General features: G+C 43.3%; 12 protein-coding genes, 1 pseudogene and 1 riboswitch. Of the genes and pseudogenes, 5 read left to right on the plus strand and 8 right to left on the minus strand.

From position 1 onward, the window contains the following. The first annotated feature begins 22 nt into the window (after positions 1 to 22). Positions 23 to 1,870, plus strand: coding sequence for a sodium:proton antiporter (locus HUJ22_RS09935; protein ID WP_290876802.1), 1,848 nt, complete (start codon positions 23 to 25; stop codon positions 1,868 to 1,870). 55 nt (positions 1,871 to 1,925) lie between these two features. Here the strand turns inward: HUJ22_RS09935 and HUJ22_RS09940 are convergent, their stop codons facing one another. Then, entirely contained in the window at positions 1,926 to 4,403 is a 2,478-nt protein-coding gene (locus HUJ22_RS09940; protein WP_290876804.1) for a cation:proton antiporter, read from the minus strand. 134 nt (positions 4,404 to 4,537) lie between these two features. Continuing rightward, positions 4,538 to 4,672, minus strand: a riboswitch (cyclic di-AMP (ydaO/yuaA leader). 107 nt (positions 4,673 to 4,779) lie between these two features. After that, positions 4,780 to 4,968 (minus strand): hypothetical protein, encoded by a 189-nt coding sequence (locus tag HUJ22_RS09945; RefSeq protein WP_290876806.1) that lies wholly within the window; start codon positions 4,966 to 4,968, stop codon positions 4,780 to 4,782. A 163-nt stretch (positions 4,969 to 5,131) separates the two neighbouring features. Here HUJ22_RS09945 and lysA point away from each other — a divergent pair, with 163 nt between their 5' ends. Next, positions 5,132 to 6,289, plus strand: coding sequence for a diaminopimelate decarboxylase (gene lysA / locus HUJ22_RS09950; protein WP_290876808.1), 1,158 nt, complete (start codon positions 5,132 to 5,134; stop codon positions 6,287 to 6,289). Positions 6,290 to 6,310: 21 nt separating this feature from the next. On the opposite strand, the gene HUJ22_RS09955 is transcribed toward lysA, so the two are convergent. Further along, positions 6,311 to 7,534 (minus strand): NAD(P)/FAD-dependent oxidoreductase, encoded by a 1,224-nt coding sequence (locus tag HUJ22_RS09955; RefSeq protein ID WP_290876811.1) that lies wholly within the window; start codon positions 7,532 to 7,534, stop codon positions 6,311 to 6,313. Between the two features lie 137 nt (positions 7,535 to 7,671). Between HUJ22_RS09955 and HUJ22_RS09960 the strand changes: the two genes are divergently transcribed. Next, positions 7,672 to 9,033, plus strand: coding sequence for an aspartate kinase (locus HUJ22_RS09960; protein ID WP_290876813.1), 1,362 nt, complete (start codon positions 7,672 to 7,674; stop codon positions 9,031 to 9,033). On the opposite strand, the gene HUJ22_RS09965 is transcribed toward HUJ22_RS09960, so the two are convergent. From HUJ22_RS09965 to HUJ22_RS09975, 3 genes and pseudogenes are all read right to left on the minus strand, one after another. Next, entirely contained in the window at positions 9,034 to 10,119 is a 1,086-nt protein-coding gene (locus HUJ22_RS09965; RefSeq protein ID WP_290876814.1) for a hemolysin family protein, read from the minus strand. Positions 10,120 to 10,189: 70 nt separating this feature from the next. Continuing rightward, positions 10,190 to 10,556 (minus strand): annotated as a pseudogene (locus HUJ22_RS09970) (four helix bundle protein). A gap of 104 nt (positions 10,557 to 10,660) precedes the next feature. Then, the gene (locus HUJ22_RS09975; protein ID WP_290876818.1) at positions 10,661 to 11,677 is read right to left on the minus strand and encodes an RluA family pseudouridine synthase; all 1,017 of its coding nucleotides are present in this window, start codon (positions 11,675 to 11,677) and stop codon (positions 10,661 to 10,663) included. Positions 11,678 to 11,781: 104 nt separating this feature from the next. Between HUJ22_RS09975 and HUJ22_RS09980 the strand changes: the two genes are divergently transcribed. Next, positions 11,782 to 12,132, plus strand: coding sequence for a four helix bundle protein (locus HUJ22_RS09980; RefSeq protein ID WP_290876820.1), 351 nt, complete (start codon positions 11,782 to 11,784; stop codon positions 12,130 to 12,132). A gap of 34 nt (positions 12,133 to 12,166) precedes the next feature. Beyond that, positions 12,167 to 13,873 carry a DNA repair protein RecN gene (recN, locus tag HUJ22_RS09985; protein WP_290876822.1) on the plus strand — a complete coding sequence of 569 codons (1,707 nt, stop codon included), beginning with the start codon at positions 12,167 to 12,169 and terminating at the stop codon, positions 13,871 to 13,873. Between the two features lie 51 nt (positions 13,874 to 13,924). Here the strand turns inward: recN and HUJ22_RS09990 are convergent, their stop codons facing one another. After that, positions 13,925 to 16,771: an FAD-binding and (Fe-S)-binding domain-containing protein gene (locus HUJ22_RS09990; RefSeq protein ID WP_290876824.1), complete on the minus strand. Its 2,847-nt coding sequence runs from the start codon at positions 16,769 to 16,771 to the stop codon at positions 13,925 to 13,927. A gap of 102 nt (positions 16,772 to 16,873) precedes the next feature. After that, the gene (lhgO, locus tag HUJ22_RS09995; RefSeq protein WP_366871098.1) at positions 16,874 to 18,088 is read right to left on the minus strand and encodes an L-2-hydroxyglutarate oxidase; all 1,215 of its coding nucleotides are present in this window, start codon (positions 18,086 to 18,088) and stop codon (positions 16,874 to 16,876) included. Between the last annotated feature and the right edge of the window lie 33 nt (positions 18,089 to 18,121).

Raw genomic sequence — 18,121 nt, forward strand, 5'->3', positions numbered from 1 at the left:
AATTTAATACGGTTTTTTTATTATGACTGAAAGTATTCTCATAGGCATTGCAAGTATTTTTGTTTTCGGCGTTGGGGCCCAGTGGTTAGGATGGCGGCTTAAATTGCCAGCCATTCTTTTATTGCTGATATCGGGCATCCTTGCCGGACCGGTATTGGGGCTTGTCAACCCTGATATTTTGATGGGGGATCTACTGACTCCTTTCATTTCTGTTTCCGTTGCTATTATTCTTTTCGAAGGAGGATTGAGCCTTCGCTTTTCTGAGCTTAAGAACGTTGGAGGAGTAATTGGAAATCTTGTTAGTATCGGTGCGCTTCTTACATGGATACTTACCTCTGTGGTAGGCTACCACTTATTTGGCTTTGGGTGGGAACTGGCTGTTTTACTTGGAGCTATATTGGTGGTAACAGGACCAACTGTTATTATTCCATTACTTAGACAAGTACGACCTGCCGGACAAGTAGGCTCCATTCTCAAATGGGAAGGAATTGTTATCGACCCCATTGGAGCCATGCTGGCTGTATTGGTTTTTGAAGTTATATTAGCCAGTGGTTTTTCTGAAGCTACTTCACTGGCTTTAATGAGTATTTTCAAAACTATCTTTTTTGGAACTTTGCTTGGCCTTGCGGGGGCTGCTTTACTTTACTTCCCTCTTAAAAAGCACCTGCTTCCTGACTATCTCCAAAATCCGGTAAGCTTAATGATTGTAGTGTTAGTGTTTACAATATCTAATCTTCTGCAACATGAGTCTGGCCTATGGGCCACTACATTAATGGGGGTTGCCCTAGCAAATCAGAAATCTGCAAGAATCCATCACATTATTGAGTTTAAGGAGAATATCAGGTTATTATTGCTTTCCGCTTTATTTATTTTATTGGCAGCGAGGGTTGAGCTTTCAAGCTTGCTCGACAATCTAAACTTAAATATGCTAGGGTTTCTGGCAGCTTTGATATTTGTAATTCGTCCTTCTGCCGTTTATCTCTCTACCATATTTTCTTCTCTTAACTGGAAGGAAAAGTTATTTCTTTGCTGGATGGCACCCCGGGGTGTGGTAGCAGCTTCTATTTCTTCAATTTTTGCAATTTCTCTGGTTCAAAATGGATATCCGGAAGCCAATCAACTGGTATCCATTGTTTTCATTGTTATTATAAGTACGGTAGCCATTTATGGATTAACAGCCCCTTGGGTAGCTCGTAAACTGGGCGTAGCTAAGCCCATACCAAGAGGTTTTCTTATAATAGGCGCACACGATTGGGCTATCGATATTGCCAAAGAAATTCAAAAGTTTGATATAAAAGTAATGATTGCCGATTCAAACTGGAAGAATATTAGTAATGCAAAATCACAAAACCTGGATACTTATTATGGTAATATTCTTTCGGAGTTTGCACTTGATTATATTAATCTTGATGGATTAGGAAAGCTTTTATCCATGACGCCTAATGATGAGGTAAATGCTCTTACTGCTATCCGTTTTGGTGAAGTTTTTGGACGCTCCCGGGTATATCAATTATCAGCAAATTCAAAAAATAGCACCAAGCAAAATAATGAGACAACCCTTCATGCCGGGCGCACCCTTTTCCAAGAGGACATGAACTTTGATCGTATCTCTAAACTTTATAAAGATGGGAAAATTATAAAGTCCACCCTTTTAACCGAAACCTTTACTTTTAATAACTTTAAAGAAACATATGGTAAAGAAGCGATACCATTGTTTGTAATAAATAAAGAAGGTTCTATTCAACCTTTTGTAGTGGATAATCCGACTGAACCCCAAGCAGGAGATACTTTAATTTCCTTAGCCAGCCCTGATGCGGACAGAGCAAAAAAACCGGAACAAACAACTGAAGAAAAAGCTGAATCTAATTAGTTAGGGAGCCCAATCGGATGTTGCGATCAGGTATCAAATTTAAATTTTCCTGAATTTACTGTTTCATCAAAATTCTGAATACATCTTCCGGTTTTTGAGCCGCTATAAGTTGGTCGATGCTTTCGCCGGGACGCACTAACCTCGCAGCTGTATTTACTCCTTTCAGATGTTGCCTTACGGATAGTTCTTTAGGACTGAGTAACATTAGTACCACACGAGCTTTATTAGCCGTTTTTGGGATTTGTAGGCCTTCTTTTACGATTCCGATAAATAACATTTGTTCTTCCACGATCGAAGTATGTGCATCATAAAGAACTACGCCCGACATCATTTCCGGAGAATAGTCTGAAGAATTCTTGAGTAATCTTCTGATAAGGCGCTCCACATTACCCCTTGGAATGTTATCATCCCTGTTCAGCATTTTAACAAACTTCTCTTCGAGACTATCTCCTGTTTCTGAGATCACAATTCGTTCTTGTTTCAGCAACCTTTGCGCGGATTCTTCCTCAAATTTTTTCACCTGATGTTCCACTTCAGATGGATAAACGGTGATGAAACAAAGTTTGGGGAATCGCTGAGCGACTACTCTCGGAAGGCGATCGAGGCCGGGACGCCACGACAATGAACCTTCGCGGGCACTTAAAAGAACGAACAGATCATCTTCTTCAATGGACTTATCCATCCAACCGGGTAGTTCCATCCAGCTTTCTATGGATATAAATTCTGTTTCAAGTTCGGGTTTTACACGACCGACTCTTCGTTCCACATACTTCATCCGTTCTTTTGGAGCTACAACCGTAAGCGAACTTCCGATCTGATCTACCATCAGTTTTAAGGACCGAATAGCACCGCTAAAACCCGATTCCAGCGAAGCATAAGGAGGAACCGCAATCACCACTCTTTCTACTGTATTTACGGGCTTATGGATCTTTGATACCATTACCATCTCATCGATCTTTTGAAGAAGTTGATCCAATACACTTCCAAAAATACGTTGCCGGGCAGATATAGCACCATTCCAACCAATCACCACTACAGAAGCAAGTTTTTCATTGACCGACCTAGCTATACCATTGGCAATATTCAGATCAATAGACGTAACCGGATTTACGGGAATCTCGGCAGCAGCAGCGTGCACCACAGCATGACTCAACATTTTCTCGCCACGAGCCACCTCGGCATCCACGTCTTTTCCTTCATGAGCTACGGTTAACGGAAAGATGGGTTCTTCCGAATTTTCATCCCGGATCATAAAAGCGATATCCATCAGGGCATCCGAGGTCTCCGGATTGGCCAGCGGAACAATAATACGCTGGGGAGTTTGGGATGGCTCATACGGTTTTTTCTCTTCTTGAAGCGCCACATCTCTTCCGAATTTTTCTACAAGCCACGGCCCTATCAAACAAGTGATCAAGATCATGATCACTACCGCGTTTACTGCTGTTTGATCAAAAAAGCCCAGATCATATCCAAGTAATGTAACCGCAAGTGTTGCCGCAGACTGAGGAGTAGTTAACCCAAAGATCACTAAGCCTTCGGCATTTGAGAATCCTTTAAGCAACCTTACAATCAGGGAGCCAATTGCTTTCCCCACAAAAACCAACGTTGTAAAGGCGATGGCATAGATCCATACATCAAGGCTCGCGAGTACTTCTACATCAACCAACATACCTACAGAGATCAGGAAAAAAGGAATGAACAGCGCGTTGCCTACAAATTGTATACGGCTCATCAACGTTCCTTTTCCGGGAACAAGACGATTCAAAAGTAGTCCGGCTATAAAGGCTCCAATGATGGAAGCAAGTCCCGCAAGTTCAGCTAAGAAAGCGGTGGCAAAAAGTACAGCCATCAGAAATACAAAATCCACATCGGTTTCATGCTTCATATTTCTGAAGAACCACCTTCCCAGACGTGGTAAAATTAGTATAGTCGCTGCTAAAAATATAGCGATAGATATTCCAAAGGCTGTCCAATAGCCCGGACCCTGGGCATCTCCTACCGTTCCGGCAATGATGGCTAAAATTCCAAGAGAAAGCGTGTCGGTAACCAACGTTCCCCCCATCGACATGGTGACCGCTGTATTTTTTGTTATACCCAACCGCTCCACAATAGGATACGCAAGTAAAGTATGTGAGCCGACAATGGCACCCAAAAGCAGTGAACTTTCTATTGAATAACCGAAAAGGTTCACCCCCGCAAAATATGCTCCAAGTGCCGGAAATGAATAGGATAATATTCCAAAACCAATACTCTGATTTCTAAGTTTTTCAAACCGATTCAGATCTATGGATAACCCGGCCATGAACATCAGATACAGCAAACCCACGGTTCCAAGGAGTTCGATGGTACTGTCTCGTTCAAGCAGGTTCAGAACACTTGGGCCGATCACCATACCGGAAAGAATAATGCCTACCAAACCGGGAATTTTGATTTTCTTGAAGACGATAGGCGCCACAAGAATAACGATCATCACCAAAGCAAAGATCATTACCGGATTTGAGAATGGCAGAGAGAAGTTAAGTGATTCGTTCATATACCTTTTTCATGTTACAAGCTTTTCAAAAATAACCTGATAAACCGATATTTACCCGTTATTGTTTCTGTGATTGTCAAAAACTCAGCACAACATCTCTGTTGCAGTTGATGGATTGAACACCATAGCCTCTGCTCCCATTTCAACAGTTGCTGCGAAGTTAGCTGACGGGCTGGTTCTCATAGATGCTTCTCTCCGGTTTGTCGGAATTCGCCCCAGTTCCGGGTCCTCCACTTTTGCCTTTTTGCAAAATTCGGCCAATTATTTTTGTTTGGATTTTCAACAATGATACAGGCTTTTTAGTATCTGGTCAAACCTGAATTGATTTGAAGGGAGATGGGGATATCGAGCCCAACCTCCGATTAACTACCATCCTCTAACAGCATCCGGGCGGAGGTTTGTTTAGTGGTGATGTTCTTTTACCAATATTTGGCACATAAGGCGCCACTCGCAGGTTTAGAGCCAATCTTCTTGATCGAAGTAATGCTCCGTCAGGAGCAGCATATTGGTAAAAAATATCAGGCACCCATACCAGCAATTTTCGCCCCGCTGTCCTGTTTGGCATTATGTTCTATCGAAAATTGGGCTTTGCTTTCTTCAGGGAATTTATGATTGATAACTAAGATTTTTGAAAATCCGTGAACTCAAAAAATCCAATTAATCAGTGGTTCAAATTTCATTATCTTTACGCCCTTAAAATCACTCATTCATTTTTAAAAACTTTCTTAATGTTCCCATCGGAAGTAACCGACTTTTTCAAAACTCAGAAAACACCCTTCTACTACTACGACCTGGATGTTCTGAATGCTACCCTAAGCGAGATTAAAAAACATGGGATATCTAAAGGATTTCGCGTGCACTTTGCTTTGAAGGCAAACAATCAGCCTAAAATCTTGAAGATGATAAAAAAGGCAGGAATGGGTGCCGACTGCGTGAGCGGAGGTGAAATTCAACGGGCCATAGACACCGGGTTTACCCCGGATGAAATAGCCTTTGCGGGCGTTGGAAAAAGCGATGAGGAAATGGAACTGGGCCTGCAGCACGATATTTTTTGCTTCAATTGTGAGTCACCGCAAGAGCTGGAAGTGCTGAATGAACTTGCAGGAAAAAGTGAAAAGAAAGCTCGAATTGCCCTCAGGCTTAACCCAAATGTGGAGGCCAATACCCATAAATACATCACCACAGGATTGAGTGAAAACAAATTCGGTATCAATGCTTCTGATCTGGATAAGGTTCTTGAAAAACTCCCGGAATTAGAAAATCTAGAACTGATCGGTATCCATTTTCATATCGGTTCCCAGATCGAAAAATTCACTCCTTTCGAAGAATTGTGCCGAAAAGCTAATGCGCTGAATGATCACATTGAAGATAAAGGCTTCAAGCTGTCTGTTATAAATGTAGGCGGCGGGTTTGGCATTAATTATGCGCATCCGAATGATAATTCAGTACCGGATTTTGAACGGTTTTTTGGGTTGTTTGAGAAGGGCATCAAATTGAAAGATCATCAGCAACTGCATTTTGAATTGGGGCGATCGGTAGTGGGTCAGTGCGGAAGCCTGATCACAAAGGTGCTGTTCACAAAATATGGGCAGACCAAGAACTTTGCTATTGTAGATGCCGGCATGACCGAGTTGATCCGCCCGGCTTTGTACCAGGCAGCACACCGGATAGATGTATTGACCAGCTCAAAAGCTAGAAAAGAATACGATGTGGTCGGCCCTATTTGCGAAAGCTCGGATACTTTCCGAAAAGATATTTCAATTCCGGAAGTGGAGCGCGGCGATCTGATTGCCATCCGCAGCGCAGGGGCTTATGGAGAAGTGATGCGAAGTGCCTACAATTTAAGAGAGGCGAACCCTACTGTTTATTCGGATGAAGTAAAGTAATTCAAAATTTTGAATTTTAAATTACTTCAACATCCCGGAAATATACCCTGTTGTCCATGCAGCCTGGAAGTTGAATCCCCCGGTCACGCCGTCGATATCCAATACCTCTCCGGCAAAATACAGGTTCGGTGATTTCCTGCTATGCATGCTTTTCATATCCACATCCTGCAGACTGATTCCCCCACAGGTCACGAACTCTTCCTTAAAGGTAGTCTTTCCTTCCACCTGATATTCATCATTGGTCAGTAAATGTACCAGCCTATTGATATTTTTCTTCCCCATGTTTTGCCATATCATATCCTCACCCAACTCTAGCTTGTTGATCAGGAATTCCCATAATCGCCCCGCTAAGCCAAACGGATTAACACTCGCGATCTTTTTTTTGCCATGCTCGTCTTCAACGGCTTTCAGGATATCCCTTACTTCTTGCTCAGTTCGTTCTCCTGTCCAGTTCACCAACACTTTGAAATTATAATCCATCTCGTTTAATTCTCTGGCACCAAATGCAGATAATTTTAGAATCGCCGGGCCACTCATTCCCCAGTGGGTGATCAACAGCGGTCCGCTACTTTGCAATTTCGATCCCATGATCTTCACCGAAACCGGCTCAGCTACCACTCCCATTAATTCTTTGATCGGTTCATCGGGCATGTTGAAGGTAAATAGGGAAGGCACCGGTTCTTCGATCTCATGATCCAGCTTTCGCAACCAGTCAAAGCCGCTCGTCCGCGGACTCCCGCCCGTAGCCACAATCACCTTATCTGCGACTATCCTTCCACCCCGATGAAATCCGAGTACATACCCTTCCTCCAATGGCTTCAGGCTTTTGATATTGGATTTGGTTTTGATGCCGATCCCAAGCTTTCTCGTTTCCTGCATCAGGCAATTAATGATGGTTTCAGAGTCATCCGTAGTCGGAAACATGCGACCGTCAGATTCGGTCTTCAGTTCAACCCCACGCTTCTGAAACCACTCGATGGTATCGGTGGGGGAAAACATCCCAAAGGCTTTTTTTAATGGCCGCTCCCCTCGCGGATAGTTTTTTACCAATTCCCGGATATCAAAACAATGATGAGTTACATTACACCGCCCGCCTCCGGAAATACGCACTTTTGACAGCAGTTTATCCGACTTCTCATAAATGGTAACTTTAGCTTCTGGATGATGCGTTTTAGCAGAAATAGCTGCAAAAAAACCGGCCGCGCCACCGCCAATAACAGCTATCTGTTGATCTTCTTTCTTCATAAGAGAAAGATACCGTTTCTTTGGATGAGTCTCTTGATGGTATTGCTACTAAATCTTTCGGAACTTAATTGAGGATTTGACATGGAATAGGTTCAGATTCCCCTTATTTTCCCTCTTCATTTTCAAGACGACTATTTATGCAGATCAACGTACTTAAATTCGGCGGCACCTCCATGGCCGATCATAAAACATGGAAACAGGTGTTGGAGATCATCAGTAATTATGAATACCCGGTGGTGGTAGTTTCGGCTACGGCACGGACCACGCGACAATTAGTGGAAGCCGGTAATTTGGCAGCAGAAGGTAAACTGGACAAAGCTCTGGAAATCTCCAAGTCTATCAAGGAGCGGCATAATGGGATCGTTGCCGATTTTTTGGAAGAGAATCCCCATGCTAAAAACAGTCTCATTAAAGACAGCTGCACCAAAAATACTGAAACCAAAATTGGTAAACTGAATAAGCTTCTTACATACACCGAGCGGCAAGGTGTCCTTTCTCCTCAAATGAAAGATGCCATTTCGGCCATGGGCGAACAAATTTCATCCTACTTGCTGGCACAGTGCGGATTGGCACTTGATATGATGACCCAGCATATTGAAGCCCGAAAACTCATCAAAACAGATTCAGAATATGGGAAGGCGAACCCAAACCGATTGCTCATCAATCAGCATTGCGGCTCACTGGAAACCGTACTTGAAAGTGGATTCACACCTATTATCGGCGGTTATTATGGGGAATCAAAAGACAAGACCGTTACCACATTGGGGTTTGAGGGCTCGGATTATTCAGCCAGCCTGATCGGAGCTGCCATTGGGGCTCAAACCATTGAGATATGGACGGATGTAAGCGGAGTTTATACCGGCGATCCCCGTTTCATCCCGGAAGCAAAACCACTCACGGAGATGAGCTATTTTGATGCTACGGAGATGGCCTATTTTGGAGCGAAAGTCCTTCACCCTTCCACATTAAAACCGGCTCAGGAACGTAACATCCCTGTTTTTGTAAAGAACATGTTCAAGCCGGAGGATGAAGGAACCAGGATCGTTCGCGACTCAAAGCACGACCTCGATGTATTGGCTCTTTCCTTCAAACAAAATATGGCAACAGTTACCGTCAGTGCTTACGAAACGGTAATGGGATATTCCTTTTTAACGAAAGTATTTGCCGTTTTGGAAAAACACCGTTTAGCTGTTGATGCCGTAAATACTACGGAGGCATCGGTCACCATTGTTCTTACTGACACTGAAATTTTGGATGAATTATCCAAGGAATTCATTGAGATCGGCACAGTTACAGTCGAACGGGAAAAGGGGTTGCTCACGCTCATCGGCTGTTCCATCAATAAAGCTGAGAAACTCACCAACACCATTTTTTCTTCGCTTGGAGAAATTGAGTTGAATATGATCTCCTTCACTAAAGAAAAACGAATTTTGAATGTGGTAATGGATGATAAAAAACTGATTGAAACTGCTCAAAAAGTTCACAATCAGTTATTCTGATCATTTTGGTTCCCGAGAAGCTGCGGGTTCTTTAAGCTTATCAGGTATCACAATACCTAACCGCTTGGCGCGCTCTCTCCATTTTTGTCGGGCCAGCTTTTGCATATCTTCGATGGCATCAATTTCATCCACAATCTCCATCCCGAACAATGTTTCTACTACGTCTTCCATGGTAACCACCCCTGAAAATCCTCCGTACTCGTCTACCACCACAGCAATGTGTTCTTGCTTTTCAAGCAGGCGTTCAAATAGGGTTTTTAATGAAATAGTTTCCGGTAAGATCAAAACTTCCCGTTTGATCTCTTTCAGCGTTTTTCCCCCATTACCTTCTGAGAGGTTATAATAGAGATCATTCTTCAATACATATCCGGTGATATCTTCTTCATTCTCTCCATATATCGGCATCCTTGAAACGCGAAGTTCGTCTTTCTCTTTCAGGATCTCATTAATGGTTTGATCTTCCTGAAACTTCACAACCACAATGCGCGGAGTCATGATATCCTGAACTTTTAGCGAGCGAAACCGGATCAAATTCTTAAAGATGTTGGATTCCCCTTCCTCAAAAATACCTTCCTCAAATCCGAGTTCTGCCATAGCACTGAATTCCTCGCGGCTTACCGAAGGCTGATTTTCCTCACTTGAAAGCCATCGGGTGATCCATTGGGAAAGAACAACTAAAGGGTAGGTAATATAAATAAGCAATTTTGTAGTTCGAGCCGCAAAACCCGACAGACCCTTCCAATAATTTGCTCCCAATGTTTTAGGAATGATCTCGGAAAAAACCAGAATAGCCAACGTCAAAATAGCCGATGTTAAACTTACATAAGCATTCCCAAATACGACCTGTGCCTGAGCACCTACACCGGCAGCACCAACAGTATGGGCAATTGTATTTAACGTCAGGATCGCAGAAAGCGGGCGATCTATGTCTTTCTTCAATTCTTTAAGAAGCTGACCGGTCTTCGGGTTTTTCTTCTCTGTTACAGCCACAAAAGAAGGCGAAATTGAAAGCAGAACAGCCTCTAAAATGGAGCACAGAAAGGAAACTCCGATTGCAAGCACCAAATAAAATATTAGTAATCCCATTCGCTAAATGTAATGTAAATAAGAGAGTGTTTTTGTGAAAATATGAATGAAAGAATAGAGAAATCAGAAGTCAGGATTCTGAATTCAGAATGGCTTTATAATAACCATCGAGTAGGCGACTCACCTCTTCGAGTAAATTATTTAAGTGATTTGAATTTCCATAGTTTAAAATCTTTTGCAAGTATGATATAATATCTGCATTCCTCCAATGAGCCGTGTGAAATATTCAAAAATCGCATCGTATCTTTTGTTCCTCTTTTCTTGAATCCTTCAGCAATATTTGCAGGAATAGAAACAGCGGCTCGACGAAATTGTGAGCTTAATCCATAAAGTTCATGCTTAGGAAAATTCTGAGTGTATTGATAGGTTTTTAATACTAATTGATGAGCCTTCTGCCATACAATTAAATCTTGAAAAGTTTTTGCCGGTTTTCTCATGGTTCCAACCGTTTTAGATTCTGATTTCTGAATCCTGACTTCTGAATTCTTTACCAGTTAGAGCAACGAAACCTGCAAACCTTACAAAAAACTTTCAAGCTTTCTCAATACTCCGATTTACAATTCTCCCTCAACATCGTAAGTACGTGTTGAAAGTCATCCGGCAATTCTGAATCGAATCGAACCATCTCTCCGGTTTTTGGATGTTCAAATCCAAGGGTTTTGGCGTGAAGGGCCTGTCGGCCTAACCCGGTGATGAGATTATGGAACATCGATTTCCGGGAACCGGTATTCGGACCGTATCGTACCGAAGTTCCGCCATAGGTTGGATCTCCAAAAACATGATTTCCCATATGCGCAAAATGCACCCTAATCTGGTGCGTTCGACCTGTTTCCAGCTTCACTTCAACCAGACTCAGATAATCAAAATATTCAAGCACTTTGTAATGCGTGACGGCGTGTTTTCCCTGTCCCTCAGGTTTTACCGTCATTAATTTTCGATCTCTTTTGGATCGGCCAATATCTCCTTCGATGGTTCCTTCTGCATCAGGAGTCCCCCAAACGATAGCCCAATAAGTTCTTTCAACATCTTTTTCCTGAAAAAGTCCGCTTAGCTTGGCAAGGGTTTCTTCATTCTTGGCCACTACCAATAATCCGCTGGTGTCCTTATCCAACCGATGCACAATACCGGGACGTAGATTTTCATCTTCATCCTCACCCGCCAGCTCATCCACGTGGTACATCAGTCCGTTCACCAGCGTACCCGTCCAGTTTCCATACGCCGGATGTACCACTATATCGGCTTCCTTGTTCACGATAATGATATCATCATCTTCATACACGATATTGAGTTCCATCTCCTCCGGCTTGGCCTCGGGTGGCGGAGCCTTTGGAAGCTCAATAAATATTTCATCACCGGGCTGCATGATATAAGAAGATTTTTCTTTCTTCCCATTAACTTCCACATATCCATCTTTGATGGCTTCCTGAACTTTTGTACGGGACGCATTTTCTACAAATGAGGTAATGTATTTATCCAAACGGATGTCACTGTTCTGCCCATCAGGCACTGTGTGTTCGTAGATCGTAGTCTGTCGGTCTTTTCCGGCTTGTTTCTTCATACCCACAAGGTACGCACTTTCAACTTTTTTGTAAGGAATTAGTTTTTCATCGCTCTTACTATATAATTCAAAATGAACAATTTAAAATTAAAAATGCGGTTATCATGAAAGAGAATGTTATCCAAATCAAAAGTTTCAAGTTTGCATTGGCAATTATTGAACTCTGTAAAATGCTTCAGAATGAGAGAGAGTATGTGATCTCAAAACAGCTTTTAAGGTCGGGAACAAGTATTGGTTCTAATGTTGAAGAAGCTATAGCGGGACAATCCAGAAAAGACTTTCTTTCTAAAATATCTATTTCTTTAAAAGAAGCTCGTGAAACACGATATTGGCTTCGGCTATTAAAAGAAAGTGAATTAACGAATATTGATATCGATGCGTATCTTCATTCATCTTTTGAGCTGATCAGTATTCTATCCGCTATAGTTAAAACCACCAGACAAAAGCTAAATTAATTTTTCATTTTGAATTTTAAATTTTGAATTCCCTATGATAAAATCACTATACATAAAAGACTTTGCCCTCATTGATGAGCTGGAGGTTGAGTTTGAGGAGGGGTTGAATATCCTGACCGGGCAGACGGGCGCCGGGAAGTCCATTATTATTGGGGCATTGAATATGATCCTAGGTGAACGGGCTGATACCGAAGTCATTCGTCAGGGAGCTGATAAGGCCATTTCCGAAGCTACCATTCGGGTTGGAAATGATAACGAGCTGAGATCACTGCTCGAAGAGAATGAAGTGGAATTCAATGAGTATTTAATTCTTCGCCGAGAGATCAGAAACACAGGAAGCCGTGCATTTATCAATGACACGCCGGTAAATATAAGTCTACTGAAAGCAGCAGGAGATCTGTTGGTGGACCTGCACGGCCAACACGACCATCAACTACTTCTGAAAGAAGAAAATCATCTGGGAGTGATAGACGGGTTTGGGGAAGTGGAGCCAATCCTGAAAGGCTACAAGACTGAATACAAAAACATGACCGAGCTCCAAAAAGAACTTCGTGCCTTAAAGAAAAGAGAGCACGAGCTTCAGGAGAAAACGGAGCTTTACCGTTTTCAGGTGCAGGAACTAGAAGAAGCCCGGCTTGATGAAATTGACCTCGAACAGCTGGAATCAGAAATGAACCTACTGGATAATGCTGAAGTGCTCGACCAAAAAGCGGGTGCCATTTCAGAGATGGAAGAATCTGATGATGGGAATATTATTCAGTTGTTAAACTTTCTGAAATTAAACCTTGAAGATCTGGCACGTATTGAACCTGAATTTGAGAATTATCTTAAGGAAATAAATGCCGCACGAGTAAGTATTAATGAAGCCATTGCCTTTGCCGAACGCTATCGAAACAGCATCGAATTCAACCCAAACCGGTTGGAAGAACTTCGTCAGCGGCAATCAGAACTCAACCGGCTTCAAAAGAAATATCAGCGAGACCTTCCGGAACTGATCAGCTATTTAAATGAAATCAAGCGTGAACTTTCCATCGCTGATAATTTTGATTTGGAAATTGAAAAGCTGGAAAAAGCGATCTCTTCTCAGGCTGAAGTTTTGAAAGAACATGCCATCTCCCTTCACAATACCCGGAGGCAAATCGGAGAGAAACTGGCCGTACAAATCCAACAAGAGTTGGCCAAAGTGGGCATCCCACATTCCAAATTAGATGTCCGCATAGACTGGCTGCTCTCCGATAACGGCTGGATCGAAATTGAAGGCAAGACCATCGACTGTACGGAATCCGGTTGTGATGATGTTCGCATGTACATCTCCACTAACAAAGGGGAAGAGCCGAAACCACTGGCTAAAATTGCTTCCGGTGGAGAGATCAGCCGCGTGATGCTCGCACTGAAATCCATCCTCGCCAAAGAACAAAGCCTGCCGGTGATGATCTTTGATGAAATTGACACGGGAATCAGCGGTGAGATCTCGGAAAAAGTCGGAGCCTCTATGCGGAAATTATCCGAACACTGTCAGATCGTGGCCATTACCCACCAGCCGCAGATCGCAAGTCAGGCTCACAAGCATTACAAAGTAGCCAAAACTGAAGAAGGTGAACGAACCGTAACCCGAATCATCCCACTATCCGATGAAGAGCATATCCACGAGATTGCCAGCTTAATGAGCGGTTCCCAGATCACCGATTCTGCTCTGACCAGTGCCCGCGAGTTGATCGAGAAAAATACCTTCAAAAATTAATAGGCCATGCAGGGACGCAAGATTTTGCGTCCCTACATGAACAAACCAAGGTTATAAAATCGCACGGGCTATCAGGGATGCCGGATGCTTTGCCTCTCTATTTACCCCATCTTTAATCTGATGCCGGCACGAAAACCCCGGAGCACATACTTCATTTTTCTGATTTGCTCTCAACCTTGGAAACAGCACCAATTCGCCGATATCTTGCGAAACTTCGTAGTGATCTTTTTCATACCCAAAACTTCCCGCCATTCCGCAACATCCTGTTTCCAACACATCAACATCATATCCAGCAGCTTGCAATGCTTCCACCGTTGGCTCATTGCCCACCAAGGCTTTGGTGTGACAATGTCCGTGTAACAATACTTTATGGGTTGAGTTTGATGCAGGGATCCGGTCTTTGTTTTGGGTTATAAACTCCTCAAACGTGAAAGAGGAGGTTGCCAATTTTTGAGCCCGCGGCAATTCACCTTCATCGCACAACTCCAGAAATTCATCCCGAAGAGTTAATATTTCAGAAGGCTCCAATCCAACCACAGGAATTCCGTCTTCCATATATTCTTCAAACTCTGCCAGTACTCTTTTAGCGATGGATTTAGCTTCCTTCAGAAACCCTTTGGAAATTTGCGGCCTTCCGGTTTCCATTCTTTTTGGGATGATTACTTCATAGCCCATTTTTTCCAGCACATACACCGCATCCATCCCAACCTTCGGCTCATTGTAATTTGTAAACAGATCGATAAACAGAACTACTTTATTATCTGACTTTGCGGCTCCATTTCTCTTGTGCTTGCGATACAAATTTCGAAAGGTCTTGGATGCAAAAGCAGGCAGGTCCCGGCGTGCATCGATGCTAAATAAATTTTCAAATATCCATTTCCCGGGTTTTGAAGCTGCAACTTTATTGGCAATTCCTGGGGTAATGGAAGCCAGAGGAAATAACTTCCCTGCATCCGAAAAGAAGCGTTCCTTCAATTTTGAGCCGTTTTTTTGATGCCACCCATTCATAAACTCCGCTTTCATTTTGGCCATATCCACGTTGGCGGGACATTCACTTTTGCAGGCTTTGCAACTCAAACATAAATCGAGGGCCTCTTTCAATTCTTCCGATTCATATCCTGCCGGGTCTTTACCGGAAAATACCTGTCGGAATACATTGGCTCGCCCGCGGGTAGAATCTTTTTCTTCTTTGGTGGCCATATAAGACGGACACATGGTACCGCCACTTTCAGCCAACTTGCGACATACACCCGCACCGTTGCAAAGCTCCATGGCTTCGCCAAAGCCTCCGGCATTATTCCAGGAAAATACTGTTTCGGCCTCCGGCTTTATGTAATCGGGGGAAAATCTTAGGTCAGCATCTACTGGTTTGGGGTCTACAATTTTACCAGGATTGAAAATATAATCCGGGTCCCAGATCTCTTTAACCTGCTTAAGAACCGGAAGCATTTCTTCCCCCAGGATCTTACGAATGTAGGGAGCCCTGACCCGGCCATCCCCATGTTCCCCGGAAAGCGATCCATTATATTTTTTCACCAGGTCGGCGATCTCTTCCGCCATCACTTTCATTTTCTCTAAACCGGCTTCGCTGGTGATATCGATCTGCGGGCGAAGGTGTAATTCTCCAACCGAGGCATGAGCGTAAAACACACAATGGGTATCATGCTTTTTCAGGATCTGCTCAAATTCTTTAACATACTCCGGGAGGTCTTGAACACGGACTGCGGTATCTTCACAAAATGAGGGAGAACGCCCATCTTTACCTAAGCCCATCAGTAAACCAAGTCCGGCTTTCCGCAGATCCCAAACCCGTTTCATTTTATCAGCATCGGTGATGATTGGGTAGGCATAACCCAGTGACTTTTCCTTCAGGGTTTTGCTCAATCCTTCCGCTTTTTCCTGAAGTTTGTTTAGGTCATTTCCCTCCAGCTGTGTGATCAAAATAAATCTTGGCTCACCTTCCAAAAAGAACCGGTTTTTCCGCTGTTCGATGTTTCCTTTAGTGGCATCCATGATGATATGGTCCACCAGCTCTACTGCGGCAGGCTCATACCCCACAATATGAACAGCTGCTTTCATGGCTTCATCCAACGATTCAAACTGTGGAACCACCACCAGCTTGTGTTCATCCTTTGGGGTCAAGTTCAACTTCGCAGAAACCGTCATTGCCAGGGTTCCTTCACTTCCACAAAGCAATTCGCAGAGATTGAATTTCCTCCCGTTTGGGTTGAAGGGCTGCATCTCCACAAGTTTATCTAAAGCATAGCCAGTATTTCGGCGAATAATGTCTTTGTGGGGATAACTCCGCTCGATTAATCCCCGGTTCTTCTCTATCAATTTCAGCATGGACCGATAGATATGTCCTTCCAGGTTATCCAGCTTTTTCTTGCCTTCCAGCTCATCGAGGGTCAACGGTTTGAAATAAGCAACCGACCCATCACTCAGAACAGCCTCAATTTCTACTGTGTGTTCACGAGTGGTTTGATACTTAATGGAAAAGGAGCCCGATGAATTATTCCCAATCATCCCGCCCAGCATACAACGGTTGGTGGTAGCCGTATCCGGACCAAAAAGCAGATCGAACTTTCCGGCTTCGCGATTCAGGGTATCCCGAATCACCCCCGGCTGAACACGGGCAACTTTTAAAGTCTCATCAATATTCAGGATCTGGTCCATGTAGCGGGAAACATCCATAATCACTCCCCCGCCTGTTGTCTGCCCGGCAAGGCTCGTTCCCGCACTTCGTGCTGTTATTGAAAACCTGTGCGTATTGGCTTGTTCCACCAATGCCCGGATATCACTGATGGTTTTTGGGAAGGAAACTCCTTCAGGCACTTCCTGATACATGGAAGCATCCTGAGCATATAAATGGCGGGTAAGTAGATCTCGTTGAATCAAAAAAGCTCCTGCTGAATTAGGGCAGTAGTTTGAGGTTAATTCGGGATAAATTCAACGAAAATTTGGAGAATCTTAGCCCCAGTTTAAAAAGAAATTATTCGATCACTGAACTGCTTTTTGATAAGGGAAATGTTCTTCTACTTTTTTCACGATCTCATCTCCGATTGCCAATCCTGCCGTAGCGGCCGGACTAGGAGCATTCAACACATGGATCTGCCGGTCAACAACTTCAAAATAAAAGTCATCCAGGATCTCTCCATTTGGCTGAAGTGCCATAGCGCGAATTCCTGATGGTGATACTCTCAGATGCTCTACCCGAACTTCAGGGATCAATTTTTGCAATCCCTTAACGAATGCTTTTTTTGAAAAGGACCTTTTGTATTCATCCAGTCCCATACGCCAATGTTGTCGGGCCATTTTCCAAAATCCCGGAAAGTTGAAAGTCTCGGTTGTTTCCTTAATATTGAAAGACAGTTTTTTATAACCCTCTCTTTTAAAGGCAAAAACCGCATTCGGACCGCATTCAATTCCACCCAAAGCCATTCGTGTAAAATGAACTCCTAAAAAAGGGAATTCAGGATTAGGCAGTGGGTAGATCAGATCATTCACCAAGTATTCCGCTTCAGGTTTCAACTCATAATATTCTCCCTTAAAAGGTACAATTTTAACCGGTGAGTGTATTCCTGCAAAGTTGGCCACATGATCTGAATACAATCCAGCACAGTTCACTAAATATTTCGAACTAATTTTTTCTCCGCCTGCTTCAATAGTGATCTGTTTACCATTATTCGAAATATTGGAAACAGCGCTATTAAATTTGACCTTCCCATTTCCGCCTTCCAGCAATTCCATGAGCTTTCGGCTTACTCCTGCATAATCCACAATGCCCGCACAGGGCACATGAATTGCGGCTACTCCTCTCACATGAGGTTCCAGTTCTTTAAGGCGTTTGGCATCAATCATCTCAATGCCTTCTATTTCATTTTCTTTGCCACGGGCAAATATTTTTTTGAGCCGGGGAACCTCTTCTTCGTTTGTGGCAACAATTACTTTACCGCACACATCTATGGCTACACCATGCTTTCTGCAAAAATCGACCAGCTGAAGCCTGCCATCTACACAGTTTCGTGCTTTATAGCTCCCCGGTTTATAATAGATTCCCGAATGAATAACCCCGGAATTTTTCCCGGTTTGATGAGCCGCAACCCGGTCCTCTTTTTCGAGTACGAGGATCTGTGCTTCAGGATATTTAAGTGATAATTTATAAGCCGTGGAGAGACCAACTATACCGGCCCCGACAATTGTGAAGTCGTACATCATGGGAGCAAAGATATGATTTCTATGCTAAAA

This window comes from Gracilimonas sp. (genome assembly GCF_014762685.1).
Classification (GTDB): Bacteria; Bacteroidota; Rhodothermia; order Balneolales; family Balneolaceae; genus Gracilimonas.